At 39.1% G+C, this 25,272-nt stretch carries 19 protein-coding genes; 8 read left to right on the forward strand and 11 right to left on the reverse strand.

Translation table 11 applies throughout. The features are described 5' to 3' along the window. Positions 1-50 precede the first annotated feature (50 nt). Genes ACSZOX_RS21680 through nuoH form a run of 7 tightly spaced genes read right to left on the reverse strand, consistent with a single transcriptional unit; the run spans position 51 to position 7,654 of the window. On the reverse strand, positions 51-1,511 hold the full coding sequence (locus ACSZOX_RS21680) for an NADH-quinone oxidoreductase subunit N (protein WP_437922309.1): 1,461 nt from the start codon (positions 1,509-1,511) through the stop codon (positions 51-53). A 16-nt stretch (positions 1,512-1,527) separates the two neighbouring features. Next, positions 1,528-3,132 carry a complex I subunit 4 family protein gene (locus tag ACSZOX_RS21685; protein ID WP_437922310.1) on the reverse strand — a complete coding sequence of 535 codons (1,605 nt, stop codon included), beginning with the start codon at positions 3,130-3,132 and terminating at the stop codon, positions 1,528-1,530. A gap of 2 nt (positions 3,133-3,134) precedes the next feature. Next, positions 3,135-5,162: an NADH-quinone oxidoreductase subunit 5 family protein gene (locus ACSZOX_RS21690; RefSeq protein ID WP_437922311.1), complete on the reverse strand. Its 2,028-nt coding sequence runs from the start codon at positions 5,160-5,162 to the stop codon at positions 3,135-3,137. Position 5,163: 1 nt separating this feature from the next. Next, positions 5,164-5,469 carry an NADH-quinone oxidoreductase subunit NuoK gene (gene nuoK / locus ACSZOX_RS21695; protein WP_437922312.1) on the reverse strand — a complete coding sequence of 102 codons (306 nt, stop codon included), beginning with the start codon at positions 5,467-5,469 and terminating at the stop codon, positions 5,164-5,166. Beyond that, complete coding sequence (locus ACSZOX_RS21700) at positions 5,466-6,014, reverse strand: NADH-quinone oxidoreductase subunit J family protein (RefSeq protein ID WP_437922313.1); 549 nt, start codon at positions 6,012-6,014, stop codon at positions 5,466-5,468. The genes nuoK and ACSZOX_RS21700 overlap by 4 nt, the downstream gene beginning before the upstream one ends. Then, on the reverse strand, positions 6,014-6,580 hold the full coding sequence (locus tag ACSZOX_RS21705; RefSeq protein ID WP_437922372.1) for a NuoI/complex I 23 kDa subunit family protein: 567 nt from the start codon (positions 6,578-6,580) through the stop codon (positions 6,014-6,016). Before ACSZOX_RS21705 ends, ACSZOX_RS21700 begins: the two co-directional genes overlap by 1 nt. Beyond that, positions 6,581-7,654 (reverse strand): NADH-quinone oxidoreductase subunit NuoH, encoded by a 1,074-nt coding sequence (gene nuoH, locus ACSZOX_RS21710; protein WP_437922314.1) that lies wholly within the window; start codon positions 7,652-7,654, stop codon positions 6,581-6,583. A gap of 239 nt (positions 7,655-7,893) precedes the next feature. Here nuoH and ACSZOX_RS21715 point away from each other — a divergent pair, with 239 nt between their 5' ends. Further along, on the forward strand, positions 7,894-8,667 hold the full coding sequence (locus ACSZOX_RS21715) for an META domain-containing protein (protein ID WP_437922315.1): 774 nt from the start codon (positions 7,894-7,896) through the stop codon (positions 8,665-8,667). 72 nt (positions 8,668-8,739) lie between these two features. Here ACSZOX_RS21715 and ACSZOX_RS21720 read toward each other — a convergent pair whose 3' ends face one another. Then, positions 8,740-10,026, reverse strand: a complete 1,287-nt coding sequence (locus ACSZOX_RS21720) for a citrate synthase (RefSeq protein ID WP_437922316.1) — start codon at positions 10,024-10,026, stop codon at positions 8,740-8,742. A 245-nt stretch (positions 10,027-10,271) separates the two neighbouring features. On the opposite strand from ACSZOX_RS21720, the gene ACSZOX_RS21725 reads away from it, so the two are divergent. Both ACSZOX_RS21725 and ACSZOX_RS21730 read left to right on the forward strand, forming a co-directional pair. Further along, positions 10,272-10,637 carry a BlaI/MecI/CopY family transcriptional regulator gene (locus ACSZOX_RS21725; protein WP_437922317.1) on the forward strand — a complete coding sequence of 122 codons (366 nt, stop codon included), beginning with the start codon at positions 10,272-10,274 and terminating at the stop codon, positions 10,635-10,637. Positions 10,638-10,640: 3 nt separating this feature from the next. Beyond that, entirely contained in the window at positions 10,641-12,527 is a 1,887-nt protein-coding gene (locus tag ACSZOX_RS21730; protein ID WP_437922318.1) for a TonB-dependent receptor plug domain-containing protein, read from the forward strand. A 98-nt stretch (positions 12,528-12,625) separates the two neighbouring features. On the opposite strand, the gene pth is transcribed toward ACSZOX_RS21730, so the two are convergent. The 3 genes from pth to ACSZOX_RS21745 form a co-directional block, all read right to left on the reverse strand. Continuing rightward, entirely contained in the window at positions 12,626-13,189 is a 564-nt protein-coding gene (gene pth / locus ACSZOX_RS21735; RefSeq protein WP_437922319.1) for an aminoacyl-tRNA hydrolase, read from the reverse strand. Between the two features lie 82 nt (positions 13,190-13,271). Next, the gene (locus ACSZOX_RS21740) at positions 13,272-13,868 is read right to left on the reverse strand and encodes a 50S ribosomal protein L25/general stress protein Ctc (RefSeq protein ID WP_437922320.1); all 597 of its coding nucleotides are present in this window, start codon (positions 13,866-13,868) and stop codon (positions 13,272-13,274) included. A gap of 111 nt (positions 13,869-13,979) precedes the next feature. After that, a complete protein-coding gene (locus ACSZOX_RS21745; protein WP_437922321.1) occupies positions 13,980-14,936 on the reverse strand; it encodes a ribose-phosphate pyrophosphokinase in 957 nt (318 codons plus the stop codon). 620 nt (positions 14,937-15,556) lie between these two features. Between ACSZOX_RS21745 and ACSZOX_RS21750 the strand changes: the two genes are divergently transcribed. From ACSZOX_RS21750 to ACSZOX_RS21770, 5 genes are all read left to right on the forward strand, one after another. Continuing rightward, positions 15,557-18,586 carry a glycosyltransferase family 117 protein gene (locus tag ACSZOX_RS21750; RefSeq protein WP_437922322.1) on the forward strand — a complete coding sequence of 1,010 codons (3,030 nt, stop codon included), beginning with the start codon at positions 15,557-15,559 and terminating at the stop codon, positions 18,584-18,586. A gap of 169 nt (positions 18,587-18,755) precedes the next feature. After that, positions 18,756-19,301 carry a bifunctional pyr operon transcriptional regulator/uracil phosphoribosyltransferase PyrR gene (gene pyrR / locus ACSZOX_RS21755; protein ID WP_437922323.1) on the forward strand — a complete coding sequence of 182 codons (546 nt, stop codon included), beginning with the start codon at positions 18,756-18,758 and terminating at the stop codon, positions 19,299-19,301. A 22-nt stretch (positions 19,302-19,323) separates the two neighbouring features. Then, positions 19,324-20,265 (forward strand): aspartate carbamoyltransferase catalytic subunit, encoded by a 942-nt coding sequence (locus ACSZOX_RS21760; RefSeq protein ID WP_437922324.1) that lies wholly within the window; start codon positions 19,324-19,326, stop codon positions 20,263-20,265. 224 nt (positions 20,266-20,489) lie between these two features. Next, positions 20,490-23,516: a tetratricopeptide repeat protein gene (locus tag ACSZOX_RS21765; protein WP_437922325.1), complete on the forward strand. Its 3,027-nt coding sequence runs from the start codon at positions 20,490-20,492 to the stop codon at positions 23,514-23,516. 15 nt (positions 23,517-23,531) lie between these two features. Further along, positions 23,532-25,262 (forward strand): hypothetical protein, encoded by a 1,731-nt coding sequence (locus tag ACSZOX_RS21770; RefSeq protein ID WP_437922326.1) that lies wholly within the window; start codon positions 23,532-23,534, stop codon positions 25,260-25,262. The last annotated feature ends 10 nt before the right edge of the window (positions 25,263-25,272 follow it).

Consider the following 25,272-nt stretch of genomic DNA (forward strand, 5'->3'; position numbering starts at 1 on the left):
TCCCTAAATTGGAAACAGAATCGAAATGGTGAACAAATCGCCTTGCTGACTTACAGTGCCTGTAATAATATACTCGGAAAGAGTCCCAATAGAATGATAAGAAAACTGAATATCACTGCTATCGTAGTTAATGTAGGCGACACGCTATTTTGAGGATAACTTTTTTTATTGTCACGTAGAAAAGCATAAAGTGGAATCCGAAAATAGAAAAAAAGTGAAATCACAGAAGTAAGTGCCCCAACGATTAAGAGTATTAGGGGACCAATATCCCCAGTTTCCTGGTAAAGATCGAATACGGAAGAAAACACAAGTAGCTTACCCATGAAGCCTATGGTAGGGGGTAAGCCGATCAGGGAGATACCCACTAAGGTAAATGACGTGAATAAAACAGGCATTTTTTTCCCTAAACCAGAATAATCAGCTAATGTAGTTGAACCGGTGCGCTGCTCAACGTGATCGATAAAGATAAATGTTGCTAAATTCATAATCACGTAAGCGATGATGTAAAAAAGCAAATAATTGAAGGAATCCTGATAAGCAAAAACTGCCATCATCAAGAATCCTGTATGCGCAATAGAAGAATAAGCCATCATGCGCTTGATATCTGTCTGACGAAGTGCCGCTAGATTTCCCAAGAGCATAGTTGAAATGGCTACAATAATGATGAACCAATTCGTGAGATCGGAAAAGTAGAAATCAGTTGACGACCAAGCTTGGTATAATCGAGTAAATAAAATAATAGCAGCTATTTTTGGAACCGTAGATAGAAAGGCGGTAACTGCTGTTGGTGCTCCTTGATAGACATCGGGACTCCACACGTGAAAAGGGACAAAGCTAAGCTTGAAACCTATTCCAACGAAGACGAATAACAACGCTAAGGTTGTAATTGCTTGCGGAGCAGCCATTAACCCCTGCAGGTGTTGGGGAGATTGGAAATCTAAGTCACCTGTTAATCCATAGATTAGTGAAAGTCCATACAACATCACAGCAGCGCATACTGATCCAAATAATGCATACTTCATGGCTGCTTCGGATTGCGTTTTAGTACTGGAGAAATAGCCAACCAAAATATAGGATGCTATAGAGATTGTCTCTATGCCAATAAATGCCATTAACCAATTCGTTGTGCAGGCGAGGACGTTCATACCTAATGTTGCCGCAAGTAATATACTGTAGATGTCGCCGTTATTACGCTTATGTCTCTCCTGGAAGAAAAGGGCAATAATAAATGAGCTGAAGACGATTAACATACGCGCAAGTGTACCCAAGCGATCAACGAGCCACATTCCGGAAAAACCAGTAGTTGAAAAACTAAGAGGAACAGTAAGTAGATAAAATGTTATTGTTAAGGTCGCTAAACAAATAAGAAAAGGAGCTGCTTTCCATCTTTTTCCAAAAAAAAGACTAACTAAAATACAGATTATAAACCCGCATATAAGCGCTAATTCCGGTCTTAAGAGAGGGACCGAAGCTAAGATTTGATCAAGTATGTCGGTGATAGGAAGATTCACTGTTAAATAGTTGAGCTTACAAATAAGGTTTTATTAGTGCGATCAGCTGTAAGACTGAGGCGTTCAGATTTCCGAAAATTAACGAAGGTACAATGCCTAGAAGTAGTGCCAAAGCTAATGTAGGAAATAAGATAACTTGTTCGCGAATGGAAAGATCAACTAATGCATTCTGCCAAGCTTGTCCTCCCTGAAGGCGAGTTTGTCCAAAAAACATGCGTTGTAATGTCCACAGAAAATAGGCTGCACTTAACAAAATCCCTATCGACCCGCCTACGGCCATCCATCTCGGTATTCCGGTCAGCATCGTTTCGGCATTAAATGTACCAATAATAACAAATGCCTCACCTATGAATGCTGAAAAGCCAGGTAATCCTAGGGAAGCAAAAAAAGCGATTGCAACGTATGCCGTATATTTTGGCATAATAGAGGCTAGCCCTCGGAAATTATAAATGTATCGATCGTGTACTCGGTCATAAATAACCCCTACTAAGAAAAATAAGGCAGCACTTAAAAAACCATGTGATATCATTTGAAATAGGGCTCCAGAAACACCTTCCGCGGTTAAAGAAGCTATGCCTAGAAGAACAAATCCCATGTGAGAGACGGATGAATATGCAATCATACGTTTCAGGTCTTTTTGTGCAAGGGCATTCAATGCACCATATAGTATCGAAACTACACCGATCAAAGCGATCCACCAATTGGTGGTTGCTGCGACATCGGGAAAGATGCTGTAACAAACACGAATAATGCCATAGCCCCCAATTTTTAGTAGAATACCCGCCAAAATAATGGAAACTGGCGTCGGTGCTTCTACGTGGGCATCTGGAAGCCATGTATGCAACGGTACAATAGGGACTTTGATCGCAAATGCAAAAAATAGGATGATAAAACCAATCAAACGAGGAGGGATACCGAATACCTCGTGATAGTTGTTGATAAAGCCAAAAAATGAACCGTCAATATAATTGTTCGGGTTCATCATATGCAGCATGTTAAATGTATGTGCGCCGGTTGTTGGGTTGATTACGGAGAAATAAAGCCCTACAATAACGAGCAACATGAGCACAGATCCCAGCAAGGTATAGATAAAGAATTTAATTGCGGCATATTCGCGCCTTTCCCCTCCCCAAATACCGATGAGAAAGTAAAGAGGAAGTAACATAACCTCGTAGAATACATAAAATAGAAAAAAATCCAATGCGGCAAATATTCCCATCACCGCGGTATTCAATAGCATAAGTAACGTAAAGTACCCTTTCGTACTTTTTGTTATATGCCATGAGGCACCAATTCCCATGAGCATCACTAAAGCACTGAGCACAATCAGGGGCAGAGAAACACCATCGACAGCGACTAAATAGTCGATTTCGAGTTTTCCGATGCTTCCCAGATCAAGACGTATCCACGGTAATTGCTCCACAAATTGGTATCCGGACAACTGATCAATTCCCGCTAAAGATGGATCAAAATGCTGATACAGGTAGAGCGAAAGTCCAAGTTGAATGAAGGTAAAGCCTAAGGCTATATATTTGTACAGCGCCTTTTTTGTGGCAGGTAATATTAAAATCAACAAAGCCGCCACGAGCGGTAGAAATATCAATATGGATAATATGCCCATTTCTATTTAATTATCAAATAAAGAATCCCTAAAATAACCATCGTCAATGTAAATCCGATATAGCCTTGTAACTGTCCATTTTGAACCTGCCGGGCTAAGTGACCTATAAAATAGGTGCTATTGGCAACCCAATTTACAAAACCATCAACAATATTTTTATCAAACCAATCTATAACGACGGACAACTGTCTTGTGCTATAGGACAAGAGTTTGGTGAGTCCATCAACCACATACTTATCAACAGCATATAGTACCTTGCTAAGTCCTTCTGTACCTTTAACGAAGACACTGTGATTTATCTCATTGAGATATCCTTGCTTGTTTGCGAAACGGACCCAAATATTATCCTCTTTAAGCGAATAACGATTTTTAACATACCAATACCAACCAAGTAACCAAGAAAGTATAGCTCCGCCGGTCAGTATTATTGGAATGACCGTATGAGCGGCTGGAATTTGTGAAAAATATGTTTCCACGTGAAAAGTATGGATGATCCAGCTGGCATGATAATCAAACGGGTGTAATCCGAATAAGGGAAACACGCTGCATATCGCTAAGAAAAACATCGGCCCGTACATCTGTGCCGGAGCTTCGTGAAGCTGGTGATGGCTATCAATATGTGTACTATGTCGGAACGTACCGAAAAAGGTTTTAAAAATCAATCGACCGATATAGAATGCCGTCAATATGCTGACGGTGATTAATATTATGGGAATAAGAAAATGGAATCCACCTTGCGATGATGCCCATTCGTAAGCACTTACAACGATGCTATCTTTGGATAGATAACCCGAAGTTAATGGGAAACCTGCTAGAGCGAGTGACGCGAGGCTCATGCAGATAAATGTTTTAGGCATGTAATGACGTAGACCTCCCATATTTCGTAAATCCTGTGCGTCAATATCAAGATGCGCATGTTCTTTGAAGTGAGCCATTTCATGGATTACCGCTCCCGCTGCCAAGAATAACAAACATTTGAAAAAAGCATGAGTCGCTAAATGAAACATAGCGGCATCCCATGCGCCTATACCCACACCCACCATCATAAATCCAAGTTGTGATATGGTTGAAAAGGCAAGAATCTTTTTGATATCATATTGCCCTAAAGCAAAGATTGCAGCTGTCAAGGCTGTGACACATCCTACTATAGCGATAATGAGTAGGACACTTTGATTAAACAATGGGAACACCGTGCATAACAGGAAAACGCCTGCGGCAACCATCGTGGCTGCGTGTATGAGCGATGAAACAGAAGTCGGGCCTTCCATGGCGTCGGGAAGCCAAACATGTAAAGGGAATTGAGCAGATTTTGCCATAGCGCCCAGAAAGAAACCTAAGCCTGCATAAGTCATCCAAGAAGTATCTTGACCTAAAAATATGGAGGTATCCGTCGTAGAGATCAGTCCATGAGGACCAAATAATTGGATGAGGTCTAGGGTCCCACAATGCGCGTAAACCAAAGCAATACCTATCAGAAATCCGAGGTCACCGATTCTATTTATCAAAAAAGCTTTTTTGTTCGCTTGTACAGCAGTGTCCTTTGTGAACCAGAATCCGATGAGAAGATAGGATGCAAATCCTACTAATTCCCAAAAAATATACAATTGTAGAAGATTGATGGATACGGTTAGACCTAGCATAGCAAAGCAAAAAAGACTAAGGTACATCCAATAACGGTGTATCCCCTGATCTCCTTTCATGTAGGCTCTTGAATAAATGTGAACAGGCAAGGCAATGATGCAGACTATAAGTTGCATCAGAGCTGTGAGATTGTTTAACAAAATGCCAAATCCGATAGATCTTTCACCTATTGTAAACCATGTGAATTGAGCACTCATCGGTTCACTATCCCAAATTTTTAAAAAAACGGCCAGCAAGCTGATTGTCGTACTTCCTATGATAGCTACCAATCCGATATTACCTGATCGGTATTTCTTACCTACTATTGCTTGGATTAGAAAAGCAAGAAAAGGCAATAGCACAGCCCAGATGGAAGCAGTAATTGGCGATATGTTGATGAGGTCGTTCACGTTAGTCTTTCAGTTCGTGTATATTTTTGGGATTGATCGTTTTAAACTGTCGATATACATTTAATATAATGGCTAATCCTACAGCTACAGCTGCAGCTGCCAATACAATTGCGAACAAAGCAAATATTTGCCCTCCATAGTTTGTTTTGTCATAACGTGCAAATGCGACAAAATTGAGAATTGCAGCATTAATCATAAGCTCAATTCCTACAAGGATCATAATTGCATTCCGCTTCGCTAATATCGCATAAAGACCAATACAGAATATGCAAGCGCTGACGATCAGAAAATGGCCGAAAGTTATCAATTTTTGTCCTCCTTTCGGGATAAATGGGCTGCTCCAATCAGTGCCATCATAAGAAAAATAGAAATGATTTCAAATGGAAGTACATATTGCGTCATAAACTTGAATCCCAGTGTTTCAATATTATTATCTGTAGATACAATGAGTGTACCTTGTCGTTGTGCCCGTTGAATCCAGTCTGGCATTTCCCTTGACCAATTAAGGAAAGTGTATACCATGGTAGCTAAGAACGCAGAAGAAAGTAATAGCGATTGCCAATTAGGCAACGAAATAAAACGCTTGGAAGTCGATTGTAAATCTGCTAATAGTTCTTTATTGGAAAGCATAAAGGCAAAGATCAGTAAGATCAGAACGCCTCCCACATAAACTAAAATTTGAGTGATAGCGACAAAGTCGGCCAAAGCGAACAAATAGAGTCCTGCCATAGCAAACAAAACGATAAATAGGAGAAATAAAGCTCTTGCTGTATTTCTTATGTTGACCAACAGTAGGGCGGAAAGAATAGCCATGGCAGCAAAGGCATAAAAAAGAAATTGCTCAATGTTCATTATTTCTTTTTTGCTGCCTCCTTTTCAGCTTGAAAACGCGTCCATTCTTCTTTTCTTTGTTCAATTTCTTGATTGCTCATCTCCGAAAATCCGTAGATGAGATCAGTCAACTTTTGTGTACTCCTATCGTATTGATTGGTCATGGTTATACACTCCGTCGGACAAACTACCGTACATAAACCACAATACATACATTTAGCCATGTCAATGTCAAACTTGGCTGGATAAAGCCTTTTGACACTTCCGTCTGATGTTTTGCCAATTGCCTCTGGTGATTTTATAGACTGAATATCGATGCAATCAACGGGACAAGCTTTAGCACAAAGATCACATACAATGCAATCATCAATTTCTACCTCCAGCTGGTATCGAGCCACTTCGGGGATGGGCATCTTTTCTTTGGGATATTGTACTGTGGTTACTCCCTGTTGCTGATCAAAGTAGTTCTCGTCTCGAATATCAAGCGCTCTTCTTGAAGTCCGAGCTGCAAAAAGGTGCTTGATTGTTAAGGACATTCCCTTAACAGCTGTTAAAAAGCCTTGTATGGTTGTCTTTACTATCACAATTTACAACATTACGATTATTCTCCATAATCCGGAGATCAAGAGACAAATAAATGATGCCGGTATAAGGATCTTCCAACATAAGGTCATAAGCTGGTCTGCTCTGAAACGAGGTAATGTCCAGCGTATCCACATTTGGATACCTACAATTGTCAACGATTTTGTTATTGTCCAAAATAGGCCCCAACCTAATCCTGTTGTCCAATCAGCTAGCCGTATACTTCCGATATTTGGAAGCGGACTGTTCCAGCCTCCCAGGAAGATAACAACCCCCAATATAGACACCAAAAACATCATGGCATATTCTGCTAGGAATAGGAACGCAAATTTGATTCCACCATATTCGGTGTGAAACCCACCGATGAGCTCAGACTCTGCTTCAGGAATATCAAAAGGTGCACGATTGCATTCCGCTAAAGATGCAATAAAAAAGATGATATACACGATGAGGAGGTGTGGCGCTTGAAAAATATGCCACGCGAAAATTCCGCCAATATCAGTGACATCCCAAAATCCCATAAAGTAGATGCTTTCCGGAGAATTTATGCCTTGTAGATGACCAATTTCGTTGAGATTTAAAGTTTGGGTGATCATCACGGCTGCGATAAGTGATAAGCCGACAGGAATTTCATAGGAAACCATCTGTGCAATTGCTCGGACAGCGCCCAAGAGGGAGTATTTATTATTTGAACCCCAACCGGCCATCAGTATACCTATTGCATCGATAGAAACAATGGCCATGATAAAAAAGAGTCCTGTATTGGTGTCCGCGGGCATGAAATCAGGGGCCCAAGGGATTACACTGAACCCGATAAATACTGCTGTGAAAATAACGATAGGTGCCAGTGCAAATAATATGCGATCAGCAGAAGAAGGGGTAATAAATTCTTTTTGTAGAAGTTTTAAGATGTCTGCGAGTGTTTGGATAAGTCCATATTTTCCTGTCTCCATTGGGCCAAGACGATCTTGCACAAAACCTGCTATTTTCCGTTCCGCATAAACTGCAAACAACGTGAAGCCAGCAATAAATGTAAATATTGCTATCGGAACAAGGATATGGATAAATAGATCGGTCAACGTGACTTTTTTAGAATTATTCTTAATTGGATGCAAACATACATAAAACGAGGCAAAAGCCCATAAAAATAAAGAAAATATACTAAAACAGTAGAGAATACAACTTAGGGATGACAGTTTTTTTTGATAGGTGTAGAATAGGGGTGTATGGGCATGTGCAAAGAGCCACTACAAGTGTAGCGTTGGAAACAAACCTTTCGTTCTTTCATTTGTATTTAAACAGATAAAAAGTGAATTTTATGAAAGGTTGGAAAATGACTTATTATGTTTTTGGTATCTTGTTATTGGCGGGATGTGCCGTTTCACGACAAGCAAAGGACAATACTTCTTTATTGTTGGACAAGAAATGGCGATTGATAGAACTAGATGGAAAGGCCATTAGTGGAAAAGTCAACGGACAGATTCCTTATATCAAGTTTCTTACTGAAGATGGACGTTATGAGGCCAATGGCGGATGTAATGGCATTGGCGGTGAATTTAAGTTGTCTGGAAAGGGGGGGATAGAAATTAAACCTGGAATGTCTACTATGATGTATTGTGAAGATATGAGTATTGAGCACGGGTTAAAGCAATTGTTTGCGGCAATTGATAGTTATGAAGTAGATCAAAATATACTGATATTATCAAAAAAAGGGGGAGCTACAAAGGCAAAATTCTCTTTATGGCAAGATAATTCCGAAGCGCTCATCGGGACTTGGGAATTGGACTATATTTCCGGTAGTAAGATTGCCCTTGATGGATTATTTCCTGGAAAAAAGCCAACTATAAATTTTGATTTGGATGAAGGAAGGGTAAATGGGAATGGCGGATGTAATAATTATAATGGATCGGTTGAGATTAATGAAACAAAAATTAAGTTCGGACCGCTAATGTCCACTAAGATGGCTTGTGAAGGCAATGGAGAAGCCGTTTTTTTCTCCACAATGCAGAAAGTCAATACATTTAGTGTTGATGAAAAAACATTACAATTTATTATGGGTGATATTGTTATTATGAGATTTCAACGGAAATAGATTGGTCAAATGATGTAACATAAAAAAAGCTCAAAGTCAAACTTTGAGCTTTTTTTATGTTATATATAGAAACTATCTTTTGTCAATATCAACGTATTCTCTAGTTTCGGCACCTGTATATACTTGACGAGGGCGGCCGATAGGCTCTTTGTTGTCGCGCATTTCTTTCCATTGCGCGATCCAACCAGGAAGGCGACCTAATGCAAATAATACAGTAAACATGTCAGATTCAAAGCCCAAAGCACGATAGATAATTCCAGAATAGAAATCGACATTTGGATACAGTTTTCTATCGATGAAATAAGGATCATTTAATGCGGCTTCTTCTAATTTCTTAGCGATATTAAGTACGGGATCGTTAACGCCAAGTTTTTCTAAGATATCGTCACAAGCTTTTTTGATGATTTTTGCACGAGGATCGAAGTTTTTATAGACGCGGTGACCGAAGCCCATTAAGCGGAAAGGATCGTTTTTATCCTTTGCTTTCGCTAAATATTTCTCGGCGTCTCCACCATCATTTTTGATCGCTTCAAGCATTTCAATAACGGCCTGATTTGCTCCACCATGTAGAGGACCCCACAACGCATTGATTCCTGCCGAGATAGACGCATAAAGATTCGCATTTGATGAGCCAACAATGCGGACTGTTGATGTTGAACAGTTTTGTTCGTGGTCGGCATGTAGGATCAACAATTTATGCATTGCGCTGATAACGACTGGATCAAAAGTGCTTTCGCCAGTTACTTCTCCGAAAATCATGTTCAGGAAGTTTTCGATATAGCCTAGATTATTTTTAGGATATACTACAGGTTGACCTAATGATTTTTTTTGAATCCAAGATACGATCGTTGGCATTTTAGCCAACAAGTTGATAATGGTTTTGTTTTCCTCTTCGTTTGTCGCATTTGGATTTAAAGATTCTGGATAGAAGGCAGACAAAGCACCCACTAAACAGGATAATTGGCCCATAGGATGAGATTTGGACGGAAATCCAGTGAAGAAATTTTTCATGTCTTCATGGATCATCATTTGTTTCCGGATGTCAGAACGAAATTTCTCCAAAACTTCCTTACTAGGAAGTTCTCCATATATCAATAGATAAGCTACCTCCAAAAAAGTAGACTTCTCTGCCAATTGTTCAATAGGGTACCCACGGTAACGTAAAACCCCTTCCTCTCCGTCCAAAAAGGTAATGGCACTTTTCGTTGCGCCTGTATTTTTGAAGCCTGGGTCCAGGGTGATGTATCCCGATTGGTCTCTTAATTTCGAGATATCAACTGCTTTTTCGTTTTCAGTACCAATAATAACCGGCAGTTCGTACGATCCACCATCTAAATTTATTGTTGCTTTATCCGACATATTTAATAATCTAGTTTCTACAAATGTATAAAAATCAGTGAAAAATCCGAATATGCTTGGAAATTAAAATGACACAAATACGTCATTTTAGGCTTTTTTTATTCATGTACTGTCCTTTTTAAAGGTCGAATTAAGTTTTGGTGTTTTTCGGTATAAGGACTTTAATTGGAATGATTTATGGAAAATGTTAATTCTCTTTTGGTAATTACGAAAATTTCGTAATATTGTGTTGTTCAATAATGATTATGGAAAAGTTAACAATACAGGAAGAAGATGCGATGTTGTCCGTTTGGCAATTAGGAGGAGGTTTTGTGAAAGACGTGCTGGATAATTTAAAAGGAGAGAAGCCGCCTTATACAACTTTAGCTTCTACGATTAAGAATTTAGAGAAAAAGGGATATGTGAAAGCGGTAAAGCACGCCAACGCAAAGAGGTATGAGCCATTGATTTCTGAAGAAGAATATAAAGGTAAATTTATGAACGGCTTTGTGGGCGACTACTTTCGTAATTCCTACAAAGAAATGGTCTCTTTTTTCGTCAAAGAGGAGAAGTTAAGTCCAAAGGAACTGGAGGAAATTATGGATATGATTAAAAATAACAAATCGTCATAAGTTATGGATTCCCTATTTGCTTATATTTTACAGGTAAACATTCTACTGGCGGTTGTGTATGGAGGTTACGTCCTTTTATTGAAAACGTTGACCTTCTATAACTTAAATAGATACTATTTCTTGTTTGCGGTAGTCTTCGCGCTGACTTATCCTTTTTTGGATATCAAGTCGCTCTTTCAAAGACATATTGAGCCAGTAGGGGAATGGATTGATTTGTTGCCTTTGTTACAACCCGTAAATGAAAAGTCTACAGCCTATACATTGGAACACTTGATTTATTTGTTTGTAGCTCTTGGCATATTGTGGTTTACCATACGTTTGGGGATACAACTCGGTAGTTTGTTACGTATACATTTGCGTTCTGTTGACGCTTCATGGAGAAATTATATGTATCGACATGTGTTGTTCCCTATTGTTCCATTTTCGTTTTTAAATAAAATCTATTTACATAAAGAGCAACATCGAGAGGTGGAGCTTTATGATATTTTCAAACATGAAGATATCCACGTGAAAGGCCTTCATAGTTTGGATATCCTGCTGTTTGAGATGTTGCTGATAGGATGTTGGTATAATCCCTTCGTATGGCTCATGCGCAGAGCTGTGCGTCAAAATTTAGAATTCCTGACTGATCAACAGGTGCTAGACAAGGGGGCGGATCGGCAAGCCTATCAGTATTCTTTGCTGCAAGTATCGAAGCATGGGGCTTCGGTAAGCATTAGTAATCAATTTAATTTTAAACTTTTAAAAAAGCGCATTATGATGATGAACAAAAAGAGATCATCGAAGATCCAGTTGAGCAAGTATGCTTTCCTGCTTCCGATCATTATTTTTTCGGCAGGGGCATTTACAGTAAGTAAAGCGGATGACACGATAGAGGAAGCGGTAAGTCTGGTGAAAGAAACAAATTTACAGACTATTTTAAAGCCAGATTCTCTGCTGAAGGTAAAGATGGGTGGAGAGGCAGGAGCGGCCCTGATGGAAGTACTTGGAACGGATACCTTAGAAATCGATACGATGACGAGGAAAACGGAGGGCGAGCCATTAGTTTTTATAAGAACGTCTCCAGATAGTGTAAAACGTCCTTTGTTGGTTGTGGACGGAGTACGAAAAGGTAGGGATTTCGAAATTAAAGACCTAAATCCTGAAGATATTAAGGAAATGGCTGTTTGGAAAACCGAGGCGAAAACCGTTAGTATCTATGGGCAAGAGGCAAAAGATGGCGTGATTGAAATTACGACCAAACATGCTGATCAGACTAATACGATCAAAAAGGGTGTATTGTATGTCATCGATGGTGTACCTCAGGAGAATGGATTTACGGGTATAAATAAAATTGATCCCAATACAATCGAAAGTGTTGAGGTGCTTAAGGATACAAAAGGAAAATCGATATATGGTAACAGAGCGGTGGATGGTGTCATTTTGATTACAACAAAATCAAAACAATCTAATTCGACTAGTGACTTGAAGAATGAAGGGCATACCGGAGCTAAAGAGATTGTTGTTGTTGGAAAAAAGATGGACAATGTAACGTTTGACAATATTCAAAAAGTCAACGAATCTGATGCAGAAAAATTGAAGAAATTTTTAGATGATAATCGTTCTAATATAGACCTCAAAGCTGATTTTGTATTGATTATCAATGGCAAGATAGCTAACGAAGCTGATTTGAAAAAAATTAAAGCAGAAGAGGTTTCTCAATTGAGCGCTACAGATCTCACAGAAAGAAATAGTAATCTGCCTAAAAATGTGATGGGTGTATTATCGCTTACAGATGGAAATAAGAATAGGAATCGAGGTAGTTTTGTTTCGATATATAATGGACAACGTCGAATAGAACTTATTGTGGATCCATCTAAAAACTCTTCTCCCTATATCGAACGTAAATAACATTCTTACGGCGATTAATTTACTTGTGAAGGAGGCGCTCCGCGCCTGAAAATATGGAAAAGGAATACCGCCGATTTAGCTATTGACCGGTATTCCTTTTACTTTGTATTGAGATTTGTCATGGTCAGTTCTATTCCAATATTAACGAAGCTTTGCACCATTTTGGTTGCATGTTCGATCAGTGCTGGAAGATCTTTTTGTTCCTCTTTGTCAAAAGGCCCCAAGACATAATCAACTTGTCTTCCTTTGGGGTAGTTGTCTCCAATGCCGAATCGGAGTCGTGGGTAATTCTGCCCACCACAGGTTGCTTCTATAGAGCGGAGTCCATTATGTCCCGCAGCAGATCCTTTTGGTTTGATTCGTAGCGAACCAAAAGGGATGGCGAGATCATCTACGATAACGAGTACATTTTCTATGGGAACTTTCAATTGCTGCATCCAATAATTGACAGCCTTTCCGCTAAGGTTCATGAACGTCGTTGGTTTTATTAGGTACACATTTCGGCCTCTTTGCTTAAATTCTGAATAATAAGCTAGTTTGAGAAGTGACCAACTTGTGCTCGCTTGTTTTGCAACTTCATCTACGACGATAAACCCTATGTTGTGACGAGTGTCTTCGTATTCTTTTCCAATATTACCGAGTCCTACAATTAAGTAATTCATGGCTGCAAAAATATAAAAATATGAGCTATAAAAAAAGGCACCGGATATCCGGTGCCTTTTGGTTAATCTTTTGTAGATTAAATTATTTTTTACCGCCTTTTGAAGCTTTTGCAGCCTCTTGTTCAGCTTGACGTAATGCACGAGACATGATAACTGATACGATTGTATCATCAGCGTTATTCAATACTGCTGCATTCTCTAATTTTACTTGACCTACGCGGAATGATTTACCAACTTCCAAAGATTCCATTGGTACTTCGATCTCTTGAGGAAGAGCGTTTGGTAATGCTTTTACACGAAGACTACGTAATTTCTGAACTAATTTACCCCCCATTTTAACACCTGGAGAAGTTCCTGTCAATTTAATAGGAATGTTTACAGATACTGCTTTGTCATCGAATAACTCTAAGAAGTCAACGTGTGTAACAAGGTCAGTTAGAGGGTGGAATTGTGCCTCTTGAACGATAGCTCTTGATTTTTTGCCGTTGATTTCCAATTCTACAAATACAACATCTGGTGTATAAAGAACTGGTTTCAAATCAGCTGCGGATACAGAAAAGTGAGTTTGTTCTTTACCTCCGTAAAGTACCGCTGGAATTTGTCCTTCGTAACGCAACTCTTTCGCATCTCTTTTCCCTACGTTCTGTCTAGCAGAACCGCTAATAGCAATTGATTTCATTTTTATATTTAATTAAATTTGAGGTGCAAAAATAAGTTTTTTTTTGTAAAAAATAAAAAAAGGATGATTTTATGAAATCATCCTTTTTTTATCATTGAACTGATGGCTAGGTTATTCAATCGTGAATAAATCCGAAATAGAACCATGCTCGTTTACATTTTTTATAGCATTTGCAAATAAATCAGCTGTTGAAAGAAGTTTTATTTTGCTGCAAAGCTGTGATTTTTCTGGATCAAGTTGGATAGTGTCTGTGACAATCATCTCTGTTAATACGGAGTTTTCTATGGTTTCATAAGCCTTACCCGAAAATACAGCATGGGTACATACTGCTCTTACTGAATTAGCCCCGTTTTCCATAATCAGCGCTGCTGCTTTTGATAATGTTCCTGCAGTGTCGCAAATGTCATCAATTAAAACTACATCTTGCCCTTTTACTTCTCCGATGATAGACATCGATTCGATTTCATTCGCTCTTTTGCGCCTTTTATCACAGATAATTACTTCCGCATTAAAGAATTTAGCGAATGTACGCGCACGATATGAGCCACCCATATCAGGAGATGCTATAGTGAGATTCGGAAGATTTAATGATTTTATATAAGGTACGAAAATAATCGAACCATCTAAGTGATCAACAGGGATATCAAAAAAACCTTGAATTTGAGCCGCATGAAGATCCATCGTCATGATACGATGTGCGCCAGCAGCAGTTATTAAATTCGCAATCAATTTAGCTCCTATCGCGACACGTGGTTTGTCTTTCCTGTCTTGACGAGCAAAACCAAAGTAGGGGACTACCGCTGTAATGTAGTGTGCTGACGCTCTTTTGGCGGCATCAATCATCATTAAAAGCTCTAGAAGATTGTCGGTTGGTTGGTTGGTGGATTGTACAAGGAAAACGTCACTTCCACGTACGGACTCATTGTAAAATGGTTGGATTTCTCCGTCGCTAAATTTCGAGAGAGTTTTGCTACCCAAGGGCTTACCGTACGATTTGGAGATTTTTTCTGCCAACTCGACTGTTCCTGACCCAGCGAACAGTTTTACCGTGTTAAATTGCAAAGGCATTATGCGTGATTTTATGTTGGATTACTCAATATTTCCAATTCTTTAAAAGATGATCTAGAAAGTTGTCCGACCTGGATTCGAACCAAGACTAAATGAACCAAAATCACTTGTACTACCCTTATACTATCGGACAATTTTTATCTACAGACCAGCTCTTTATATGGTCGCAAAGTTAGCCAAATGTTTGTGAAAACAAAATAGGATGCTTTGCAATTTTTTAGAACATAATGTATCACTGCATAAAACAAAAGAGGAGAGTTTTACGCTCTCCTCTTTGTTGTCCGACCTGGATTCGAACCAAGACTAAATGAACCAAAATCACTTGTACTACCCTTATACTATCGGACAATCATGCTGTCAAGACTGTGTTTGTTTGTTTTGACGATGCAAATATACGGCAGATTTTATTACTTCCAAAACTTTTTTTGCTTATGGAGCTATCATGGCTGATTTTCAGTGTGATATTTTTTGTGGCCTTCTCGCATCCTGTGAGAAGGCCTTCTTTTTCTTTGTCTGGTCTTTTTTGCAAAAACTTTCGTTAAAATGTGTAAATAATGTTTAATAGTCGATTTGTATTCCTTATTTTCGAGCCATAAATAGGATAACCTTATCAATATAGAATGAATTACAATAAGATTAACAACCTTTTGGGATGGGTTTGTGCAGCCATAGCCACGATTGTCTATGTGATGACGCTCGAACGTACAGTAAGTTGGTGGGATTGTGGTGAGTTTATTGCCTCTGCTTTTAAGATGCAAATCGTTCACCAACCTGGGGCGCCTTTGTTTTTAATGGTACAAAATGTATTTTCTAATTTGGCCATGGGAGACGGATCCAGAATTGCCTTCTGGATGAATATGGGCTCTGCCGTAAGCAGTGGATTGACTATTCTTTTTCTTTTTTGGACGATCACAGCGTTGGGGCGTAAAATTTTCGTTGGTAATTCGCGAGAAGCTTCTCTTTCCTCAACGCAATTATTCCTTGTGTTGTCTTCGGGTGTTGTAGGGGCACTAGCTTATGCCTTTACCGATACATTTTGGTTTTCAGCGGTCGAATCAGAGGTATACGCGATGTCTTCCTTGTGTACAGCTGTCGTTTTTTGGGGTATCTTAAAATGGGAGGCCCGAGCCGACGAGCCGCAAGCAGATAGATGGCTTGTTTTTATCGCTTATGTCATGGGGCTTTCTATTGGCGTGCATTTGCTGAACCTTTTGGTTATTCCAGCTATTGCTTTGGTTATTTATTTTAGAAAAGCTAAGGAAAGTACAAGTGCCGGTATTCTAAAGGCTTTCGTGTTGGGCGTGGTGATCTTAGGTGTAATTCTATGGGGGGTTATACAATATTCAATCAAAATCGCGGCCTACTTCGATTTATTTTTTGTGAATTCGCTAGGTACAGGTTTTGGATATGGGGCTGCAGTTTTTGCGCTATTGGTTATTGGCGGAATAACATACGGTATTTATTATTCGATTAAGAAGACTAAACCATTGTTGAATATCGCTTTAATTAGTACAGCTTTTATTCTTCTCGGGTATAGCTCGTTTGCAATGATTATGATTCGGGCGAAGGCTAATCCTACATTAAACAATAGTGATCCAGATAATGCCTTTTCTTTCTTAAGTTACCTCAATAGGGAACAGTATGGTGATGAGCCTTTGTTTAAGGGACGTTTTTTTGACTCTAAACCTACGGGTATGGAGGAAGGAAAGAAAATTTACCGGAAAGATGGTGATAAATATGTGGTTGCAAAACGTAATCCTGTTTATACCTACGATAAAGAAACGCTGTTTCCTCGTATCTATAGTGATAAAGGGGGACACCCAGATTACTATAGAGAATATTTAGGTTTAGGCCCGGATGAGGCTCCTTCTTTTGCTGATAATTTGAAATTCTTCTTTGGATATCAAATTGGCCATATGTATGGACGTTATTTGTTATGGAATTTTGCGGGTCGTCAAAACGACCAACAAGGGCATGGATCCTTTACAGAGGGAAATTGGGTAAGTGGGATTAAACCAATTGATAATGCTTTGATCGGTGGACAGAACAACCTGCCATCTTCTGCGAAAAGTGATCCATCCAGAAATACCTACTTCTTTCTTCCATTGATTATAGGGCTTTTGGGTGCGTTTTGGCATTTTGGAAAAAAACAACGTGATGCAGGCGTTGTTGGTTTGCTATTCTTCTTTACTGGTATAGCGATTGTTCTTTATTTGAATCAGACGCCTCTTCAACCCCGCGAACGGGATTACGCTTATGCAGGTTCTTTTTATGCGTTTAGTATTTGGATAGGGCTTGGCGTATTAGCGATTGCGGATTTTCTGAGTAAGAAAACAAATGCTAAAGTAGCCGGGTATACAGCGGCAGCTATAGGTGTTTTGGCTGGTCCTGTCATCCTCATCGCACAGAATTATGACGATCATAATCGATCCGAAAAAACACTGGCTCGTGATATGGCTCGGAACTATCTTGAATCTTGTGCGCCTAATGCCATTCTGTTTAGTTACGGGGATAACGATACTTATCCGCTGTGGTATGTACAGGAGGTAGAGGGTTTCAGAACGGATGTTCGTGTCGTGAATTTGAGTTTGTTGAGTGCGGATTGGTACATGAAGCAAATGATGGATAAGGTAAATGATGCGGATGCGTTGCCGATTCAGATTGACCCTGAGTTGATTAAAGATGGGGTGCGCGATGTAATCTATTATCAGGATTATAAAATACCAGGTTATGTGCCTGTTCAGGACCTTGTGAAGGTAATGTTGTCAGACAATCCGCAAAATAAAGCACAACTGCAAAGTGGTGAATATGTGAATCTCTTGCCAACGAAAAAGATGGAACTTGCTGTTGATAAACAAGCTGTGTTGGCAAACAAAGTAGTGCCTAAAGAATGGGATGCAGCCGTTGTAGATACGATGCGATGGACCTATAGCCTTAATTACGTCAGCCGTGCAGAATTGTCGATGTTAGCGATTTTGGCAAATAACAATTGGAAAAGACCAATCTATTTCACGATTACTACCCCAGAAGAAAACTATATGGGATTAGATCGTTACTTAGTAAGCGAAGGGTTTGCTTATCGCTTGATGCCTGTGGATTTTGGATTGAAAGAAGGCGAACAAAGTGCAGTGGAAAATGTTGACCAGACTTATGATAATATTATGAATAAGTTCTCTTGGGGTAATATTGGTAAGGCATCGTATGTTGATCCAGATTCTTATCGGTATATTAGTATGTATGTCGGCACTATCTACGGACAGACTGCACAGCAGTTAGTAGCGGCAGGGGAAATAGACAAGGCTAAAAAATTGGTGATAAATGCTTACGATAATATGCCTAAGCGTGCTTATTTGATGTCTGAAGTGATGAGTTATGTTCCTCTTTTAGAGGTGATGTATAAAGTTGGTGAAGTCGCTAAAGCAAATGAGATTACCAAACGGAACCTGGATTTTATCCGAGAGAATATGTCCTATTATGAAACCATAGCTGAAACTAAGTCAAATTTAGAATATCGGAATATGCGGTTCGGATTGGCCTCGATACAAAGGTATAAACAGTTGTTAGATCAAATTGATCAGCCTGAAATGAAGAAACAGGTAGACGAGTTGTTTAATACTTATCGACATTATTTTGAACAGGCTGAACAATAATAAAAAAAGGCAATCTTCACAGATTGCCTTTTTTTATTATTGTTTTATGCTTATTTCGTTTTAACTGAGCGCTGTATGCTTTGTTACCCATGGTTTTGTTGAGAATTGTTCGCTAAAACATATACTATGTTTCGAAAAAATAACGTAAGTTTGCTCAAATATTCCCATAATGAAACAATCGATTTTATTAGAAGGAGCCAAATTTCAGATAACAATCAAACGACTTTGTCAACAATTGATTGAGAATCATGGCGATTTTTCCAATGCCGTTTTAATCGGAATTCAACCCAGAGGTACATATTTAGCAAAGCGTATTCAGAAAGAAATTTTTGATATGACAGGTGACAATGTGCAGCTTGGTACCCTTGATATTACCTTCTACAGAGATGACTTCCGCATGAAGGGCTCCAGTCCCTTAGCCGCAAATAGTACGGTTATCGACTTTATTGTTGAAAATAGAAATGTCATACTGATAGATGATGTGCTATGGACCGGACGTACTATTCGATCGGCGATGGATGCAATACAGGCATTCGGTAGACCTGGAAAAATGGAACTGCTGGTTCTGGTAGATAGACGTTTTTCTAGACAAATTCCTATCCAGCCGGATTATATCGGAATTCAAGTCGATTCAATCGATTCACAGAAAGTTATTGTGAGTTGGAAGGAAATCGATACCGATGATAGTATTGTGCTTGTTACAGAAACTAAATAAAGCGATAGAAAACCTTAATAACATGTCAACAACAACCGAGCAGTTAAGCACGAAACACCTTCTGGGTATAAAAGACTTAAATGAAAATGATATTCAGTTAATTTTAGATACAGCTGCAAATTTTAAGGAAGTATTGAATAGACCGATAAAAAAGGTTCCTTCTCTTCGAGACATTACTATTGCGAACGTTTTCTTTGAAAATTCAACGCGCACAAGGTTGTCTTTTGAGCTTGCTGAGAAAAGACTTTCTGCAGATACCATTAATTTTGCAGCTTCTTCCTCATCCGTTAGTAAAGGAGAGACGCTTATTGATACAGTTAACAACATTTTGGCCATGAAGGTCGATATGATTGTTATGCGGCATCCGTATGCTGGAGCAGGAGTGTTTTTAAGTAAGCATGTCAATGCACAGATTGTTAACGCTGGCGATGGTGCACATGAACATCCTACGCAGGCATTGCTGGATTCCTTCTCTATCCGGGAGCGGTATGGTGATATGGCCGGACGTAAAGTAGCGATCATTGGTGATGTTTTGCATTCAAGAGTTGCACTTTCCAATATCCTATGTTTGCAAAAACAAGGGGCGGAGGTGATGGTTTGTGGTCCAACGACTTTAATTCCTAAGTATATTGCTTCATTAGGTGTAAAGATTGAACATGATTTGCGCAAAGCATTGAATTGGTGTGATGTTGCGAATATGCTTCGTATTCAATTGGAACGTCAAGATATCGCATACTTTCCGTCTCTAAGAGAGTATTCGATGCTATATGGTTTAAATAAGGAGATTCTCGATTCTCTGGATAAGGAAATTACGATTATGCATCCAGGCCCAATAAACCGAGGTGTGGAAATTACATCGGATGTTGCCGATAGTAAGCACTCTATTATTCTCGATCAGGTAGAAAATGGAGTCGCTGTTCGGATGGCGGTCCTTTATTTATTGGCTGGTCAGCGCGGCGGATAAGGGGCATTGTGTAACGAATTAAATATTATGCCTGACTTTTTTTAGTTAGGCATATTTTTTTAGGTAAAATTTACGTTATAAAGTCAGTTACCAACAGATGTTAAGAACTTTTGAGGAAAACCTGCAACTTTAGTTATATTTTAGTATGCTGAAGTGATGTGTCTTTTTTTGAGGGACAATCAATGATTTTAACACGAAGATTAGTTGTTGAATAATTCATTAGTATGAATAAGAAAATTTATGGTGTAGGAGTGGCATTGAGTTTAATGGGGTCTGTCTCGTTTGCACAACAAACCGCATGGCAGCAAATTAACAATGCTTATAAGTCTGGAATGGAGTTGTTTGAGCGAGGGAAATACAGCTCAGCTGCTAAGCAATTTGATCGAGTAGAGGATATTAGAACCAAATCAACGCTTCAATTGGATGATACAGAAGAGTTGACCTTGATTAAGGAAAATGTACGTTTTTATCAGGCCATTTGTGCACTTGAACTGGGAGATTCGGACGCGGAATCGCGGTTTCTGAAATACATAAAAGATTATCCAGCGAGCTCCAATTCAAAAGCTGCTTATTTCCAGATCGGTAAATCCTATTATCAAAAAAAGGATTACCCCAAAGCTATAGAATGGTTCCAGAAGATAGACAGTAAAAATTTAGCCGGAGCCGAGAATACAGAATATCGGTTTAAATTGGCGTATAGTCAATTTATGACCAACGATTTTAAGGCGTCGAAACCTCTTTTTGAAAAATTAAAAGACGAGAAAAGCCCTTATCAAGAAGCTTCTATTTACTATTATGCTTACCTCTGTTATCTGGATGCAGAATATAAAACTGCATTAAACGAATTCGAAAGATTGGAAGGCTCCAAAACGTATGAAAATAGTTACCCCTATTATATTACGGCGCTTTACTTTTTAGATAAGCGTTATGATGATGTGTTGAGTTATGCCTTACCTGTATTACAGCGCACGAAGCAAGAGCACGAAACGGAAATATTCCGAATTGTGGCAGCAACCTATTTTATTAAGGGAGATCTGCAAAAATCTAAAGAGTATTACGATAAATTTCAGGCGCAAGATCAAGGTAAAACACAAAATAACCAAGATAGTTATCAAATTGGTTATATAGCGTACAAGCTTGGGGATTATGAGAAAGCAATCAAGGAATTGGAGAAGCTCAGTGAACCCGACGCCTATTATCAAAGTGCAATGGTGACGTTGGGAGATTCTTTTCTTAAGACGGGTAATAAACAAAGTGCGCGTAATGCCTTTTTCAGAGCGTCTAAATTAGATTTTGACCCTCAATTAAAAGAAGAGGGATTGTTTAATTATGCGAAACTCTCTTATGAACTGGAATTTCATCAAGTTGCTTTAGATGCAACGCAAGAGTATCTGGACACTTATCCGAATAAACGTCAGGAAGAAGCTAAGACACTATTGGCTGAGGTTTTGTTGAGTACAAAAAATTACCGTGCAGCAGTAGATATCTTGGAAAGTCTTGGGAAAAGAGGACGGGAAGCTAATGCGGCTTATCAAAAGGTAACTTACTACCGCGGATTAGAATTCTATAATGAACGTGCTTTTGAAAATGCAATCTCTATGTTCATGCGTTCGGAAGCAAATAGATACGATGAGGAGATTTATGCGTTGTCTACTTATTGGAAAGCTGAAGCGATGTATGAGGTTCGAAAATACGGTGAATCTGTTTCTAATTTTAATAAATTTTTGCAACTACCGGCCGCTCGTAAAACGGATGTATACAGTTATGCGAATTACGCTTTGGCCTATGCTGCTTTTCGTAACGATCGTTACAACACCGCTGCGAATTATTTTGAGCGTTTCCTAGCAACAGGAGGTAAAGACGGTATTGAAATTAATACACGTAATGATGCTATTGCACGTTTAGCTGATTCCTATTTCGGAATGAAAAATTATGGAAAAGCTTTAGAGCAGTATAATCGTCTGATCAGTGCGAAAGCTCCTAGTCAGGATTATGCGTTGTTCCAGCGTGGGATAATACAGGGCTTGCAAGGTGATAACAATGCCAAACTAGCGACATTAGACGCCGTAGTAAAGCAATATCCGAAATCAAATTATGCCGATGATGTGGCATTTGAGGTTCCTTATACTTATTTTTTGATGGGCGATTATGACCGGGCTATTTCTGGGTTGCAAGCGATGGTTGAGCAATACCCACGTAGTAGTTATGTTCCTCGTGCTTTGGTGACCATTGGTCTGGTCCAATATAATAAGGATGATAATAATGCGGCATTAGCTACTTTTCAACGGGTAGTTGATCAGTATGCAACAACAGACGAAGCTAAACAAGCTATGCGCTCGATAGAGAATATCTATTTAGATAAAGGCGATGCTACAGGTTATATACGGTATGCGACAAGTACCAACATCGGAGACTTGAGTACTGCCGAGCAGGATGCGCATACATTTGGTGTAGCGAAAACCTTGTTTGATAGAGGAAACTATCAAGGTGCTGTGGAGGCGATCAATGCGTACTTTGATAAGTTCCCAAAACCTATACAGGAAAAGTATGCGCGCTATATCCGTGGCGAGAGTTATGCCCAGTTGGGAAAAGATAAAGAAGCTATCCATGATTTTAATATTATTATGAATGATTGGACGAGTGCTTATACGGAACAGACATTAATCAGCGTTGCTAAACTGCATTTGCGTAATAAGGCGTATAATGAAGCCGTGCAAGTGTTAAGAAAGCTAGAGCTTACTTCCGAATATAAGTCTAATTATGGATTCGCTATTAATAATTTATTGATTAGCTTCTTCAATATAAAAGACTATGTGGAGACACTGAATTATGCCCAACTTGTTAAGGGATATGAGAAATCTTCAGAAGAAGATATTGCTTTAGCACATCTCTATGCAGGAAAGGCTTATGCGGCTACCAACAAGGCTGCTGATGCGTTGAAAGAGTTTAATTTGGCCGCACTTAAAAGCAAGACAGTCACAGGTGCGGAAGCCAGATATCGAGTTGCTGAAGAGCAATTAAAGGCGAAACAATACGACAAAGCTATCGAATCGGCTTTCGATATTTCGAACTCATTTTCATCCTATGATTATTGGGTTGCGAAAGGATTTATTGTTATGGCTGATGCATACAAAGGAAAAGGTGATAAATTCCAGGCAAAGTCTACTTTGGAGAGTGTGATTGAGAATTACGATAATGATAAAGATGATGTGCTGAAAGAAGCGAAGTCTCGTTTAGAAAAACTGAAATAACAAGAATAGGAAAGAATGATGAAATTGCATAAAACAGTATTTAAGAATTACGCTATAGTGGCGTTGTTGCTTGGGTTAGGAGTGGAGGGCTATGCACAAACTACTCCTGAAAAGCCTGTAACGATAGATTCTTTTGATGTCGTACGTGATTATAAGCCTATTCTTGCTGATGCGGTAAAAATCCGCAGAAGTCCGGATATGACGAATAAGCGAAGCTATATGCCGAAATTATCTTATGGCGATATTTCTGATAAGAAGTTGGATATTAATACCGGTCTAAAAGAGTTGAATGTGCAGGAGACTCCTTTTTCTCAGGCTATGGATCAACGAAGCAATTATGTGAAATTTGGCTTAGGAAATTTTAATACCATTTTGGGTGAAGGCTATTTCTCGTATGACGAATATGAGAATATGCGTGTTGGTGGATTTGTAAAGCATCTTAGTCAGAAAGGTAGTTTAGAAGCGCAGAAATTTTCCCGTCAAGAGGTCGGGGTTTTTGGCCGTCGTATTTTAGAACAGTTTACTGTTGATGGTTTAATAGGCTATAATCGTTATGCTACTAATTTTTATGGTATACCGATGGCAAATGATAATGTGACTTCTATAAACCCTACTCCAGAGAAGCAGGCATTTAATGATATCTATTTTACGGGAGAGCTGACTAGTAATTATGATCCCAACAATGAGGATGCTTTTAGCTACTCTGCTAAACTAGATGCGTATTCGTTTAGTGATAAATTTGACGCTAAAGAAACGTCTGTTGCCCTTTCTGCATTTTTTAATAAACGCGTAAAGACCTTTAATATCGGGGCGAATCTAAGTGTAGATGTTAATAATGTAGATGGAACGAATAACGTAGCGAACAATGGTCGGACGAAGAATTCATTAGCCACGATAAATCCTTATATCCGATTTAAAGGGGATAATTATGCCATTACATTGGGGGCTAATTTTGTTCCTGAGTTTGGCGATAGTACAAGCTTTAATATTTTCCCTTCTGCAGAAATAGATTTTGCTTTGGCACCTGAATATTTCCACATTTTTGGTGGTGTTAATGGCGGTGTAAAGAAAGCTTCGTATCGTGACTTTGCTCGGCAGAACCCATTTTTAGGGCCGGAGATTGGTATTCAAAATATGGTGGAGCGTCTTAATTTCTTTGGTGGTATTAAAGGAAATGCTGGCGCTACCTTTGGTTATAAAATTAAGGCTATTTACCGTCAGTTGGAGGGAATGCCGTTGTTCGTCAACAATGAAGAAACGCCTTTCCGATTTGATGTAGTTTACGATGGTAATGGTGATAAAGCGGTCAAGCACGTTGGTTTAGAAGGGGAGATTAATGTTCGTTTGTCTAAAATCGTGAACTTGGGAGGACGATTAAACATAGACCAATATAGTGCGGCTCAAGAGCAAGAAGTTTGGCATACGCCGAAAATGCGGTTGGCTGCTAATGCAAGGTTTAATATTTCCGAGAAATTGTACATCGACGCAGAAGCGCTATTCCATGGAATTTCTTATGCAAAAGCATATTCGTACACTCCTAGCGGGGAGTTAGACACTACTGTACCGTATAGTAAACAACAAGTACCTTCATTTTTCGATTTGAGTGCGGGAGCAGAGTATAAAGCTACGCAGCAATTGGGACTATTTGTAAAGGCAAATAATATCTTTAATACAGAATATCAGACCTATCTTTATTATCCAAAATTAGGATTTAATATACTAGGTGGTTTAAATTTTTCATTTTAAAGATAGAAGA

Source organism: Sphingobacterium sp. LRF_L2 (assembly GCF_965644235.1).
GTDB lineage: Bacteria > Bacteroidota > Bacteroidia > Sphingobacteriales > Sphingobacteriaceae > Sphingobacterium.

Bases quoted from the DNA above. Each gene is read 5' to 3' on its own strand.
- ACSZOX_RS21685 (WP_437922310.1), bottom strand. From the start codon at position 3,132: ATGGGCATATTATCCATATTGATATTTCTACCGCTCGTGGCGGCTTTG.
- ACSZOX_RS21700 (WP_437922313.1), bottom strand. From the start codon at position 6,014: ATGAACATTGAGCAATTTCTTTTTTATGCCTTTGCTGCCATGGCTATT.
- ACSZOX_RS21715 (WP_437922315.1), top strand. From the start codon at position 7,894: ATGAAAGGTTGGAAAATGACTTATTATGTTTTTGGTATCTTGTTATTG.
- ACSZOX_RS21720 (WP_437922316.1), bottom strand. From the start codon at position 10,026: ATGTCGGATAAAGCAACAATAAATTTAGATGGTGGATCGTACGAACTG.
- ACSZOX_RS21725 (WP_437922317.1), top strand. From the start codon at position 10,272: ATGGAAAAGTTAACAATACAGGAAGAAGATGCGATGTTGTCCGTTTGG.
- ACSZOX_RS21730 (WP_437922318.1), top strand. From the start codon at position 10,641: ATGGATTCCCTATTTGCTTATATTTTACAGGTAAACATTCTACTGGCG.
- pth (WP_437922319.1), bottom strand. From the start codon at position 13,189: ATGAATTACTTAATTGTAGGACTCGGTAATATTGGAAAAGAATACGAA.
- ACSZOX_RS21740 (WP_437922320.1), bottom strand. From the start codon at position 13,868: ATGAAATCAATTGCTATTAGCGGTTCTGCTAGACAGAACGTAGGGAAA.
- ACSZOX_RS21745 (WP_437922321.1), bottom strand. From the start codon at position 14,936: ATGCCTTTGCAATTTAACACGGTAAAACTGTTCGCTGGGTCAGGAACA.
- ACSZOX_RS21750 (WP_437922322.1), top strand. From the start codon at position 15,557: ATGAATTACAATAAGATTAACAACCTTTTGGGATGGGTTTGTGCAGCC.
- pyrR (WP_437922323.1), top strand. From the start codon at position 18,756: ATGAAACAATCGATTTTATTAGAAGGAGCCAAATTTCAGATAACAATC.
- ACSZOX_RS21760 (WP_437922324.1), top strand. From the start codon at position 19,324: ATGTCAACAACAACCGAGCAGTTAAGCACGAAACACCTTCTGGGTATA.
- ACSZOX_RS21765 (WP_437922325.1), top strand. From the start codon at position 20,490: ATGAATAAGAAAATTTATGGTGTAGGAGTGGCATTGAGTTTAATGGGG.
- ACSZOX_RS21770 (WP_437922326.1), top strand. From the start codon at position 23,532: ATGATGAAATTGCATAAAACAGTATTTAAGAATTACGCTATAGTGGCG.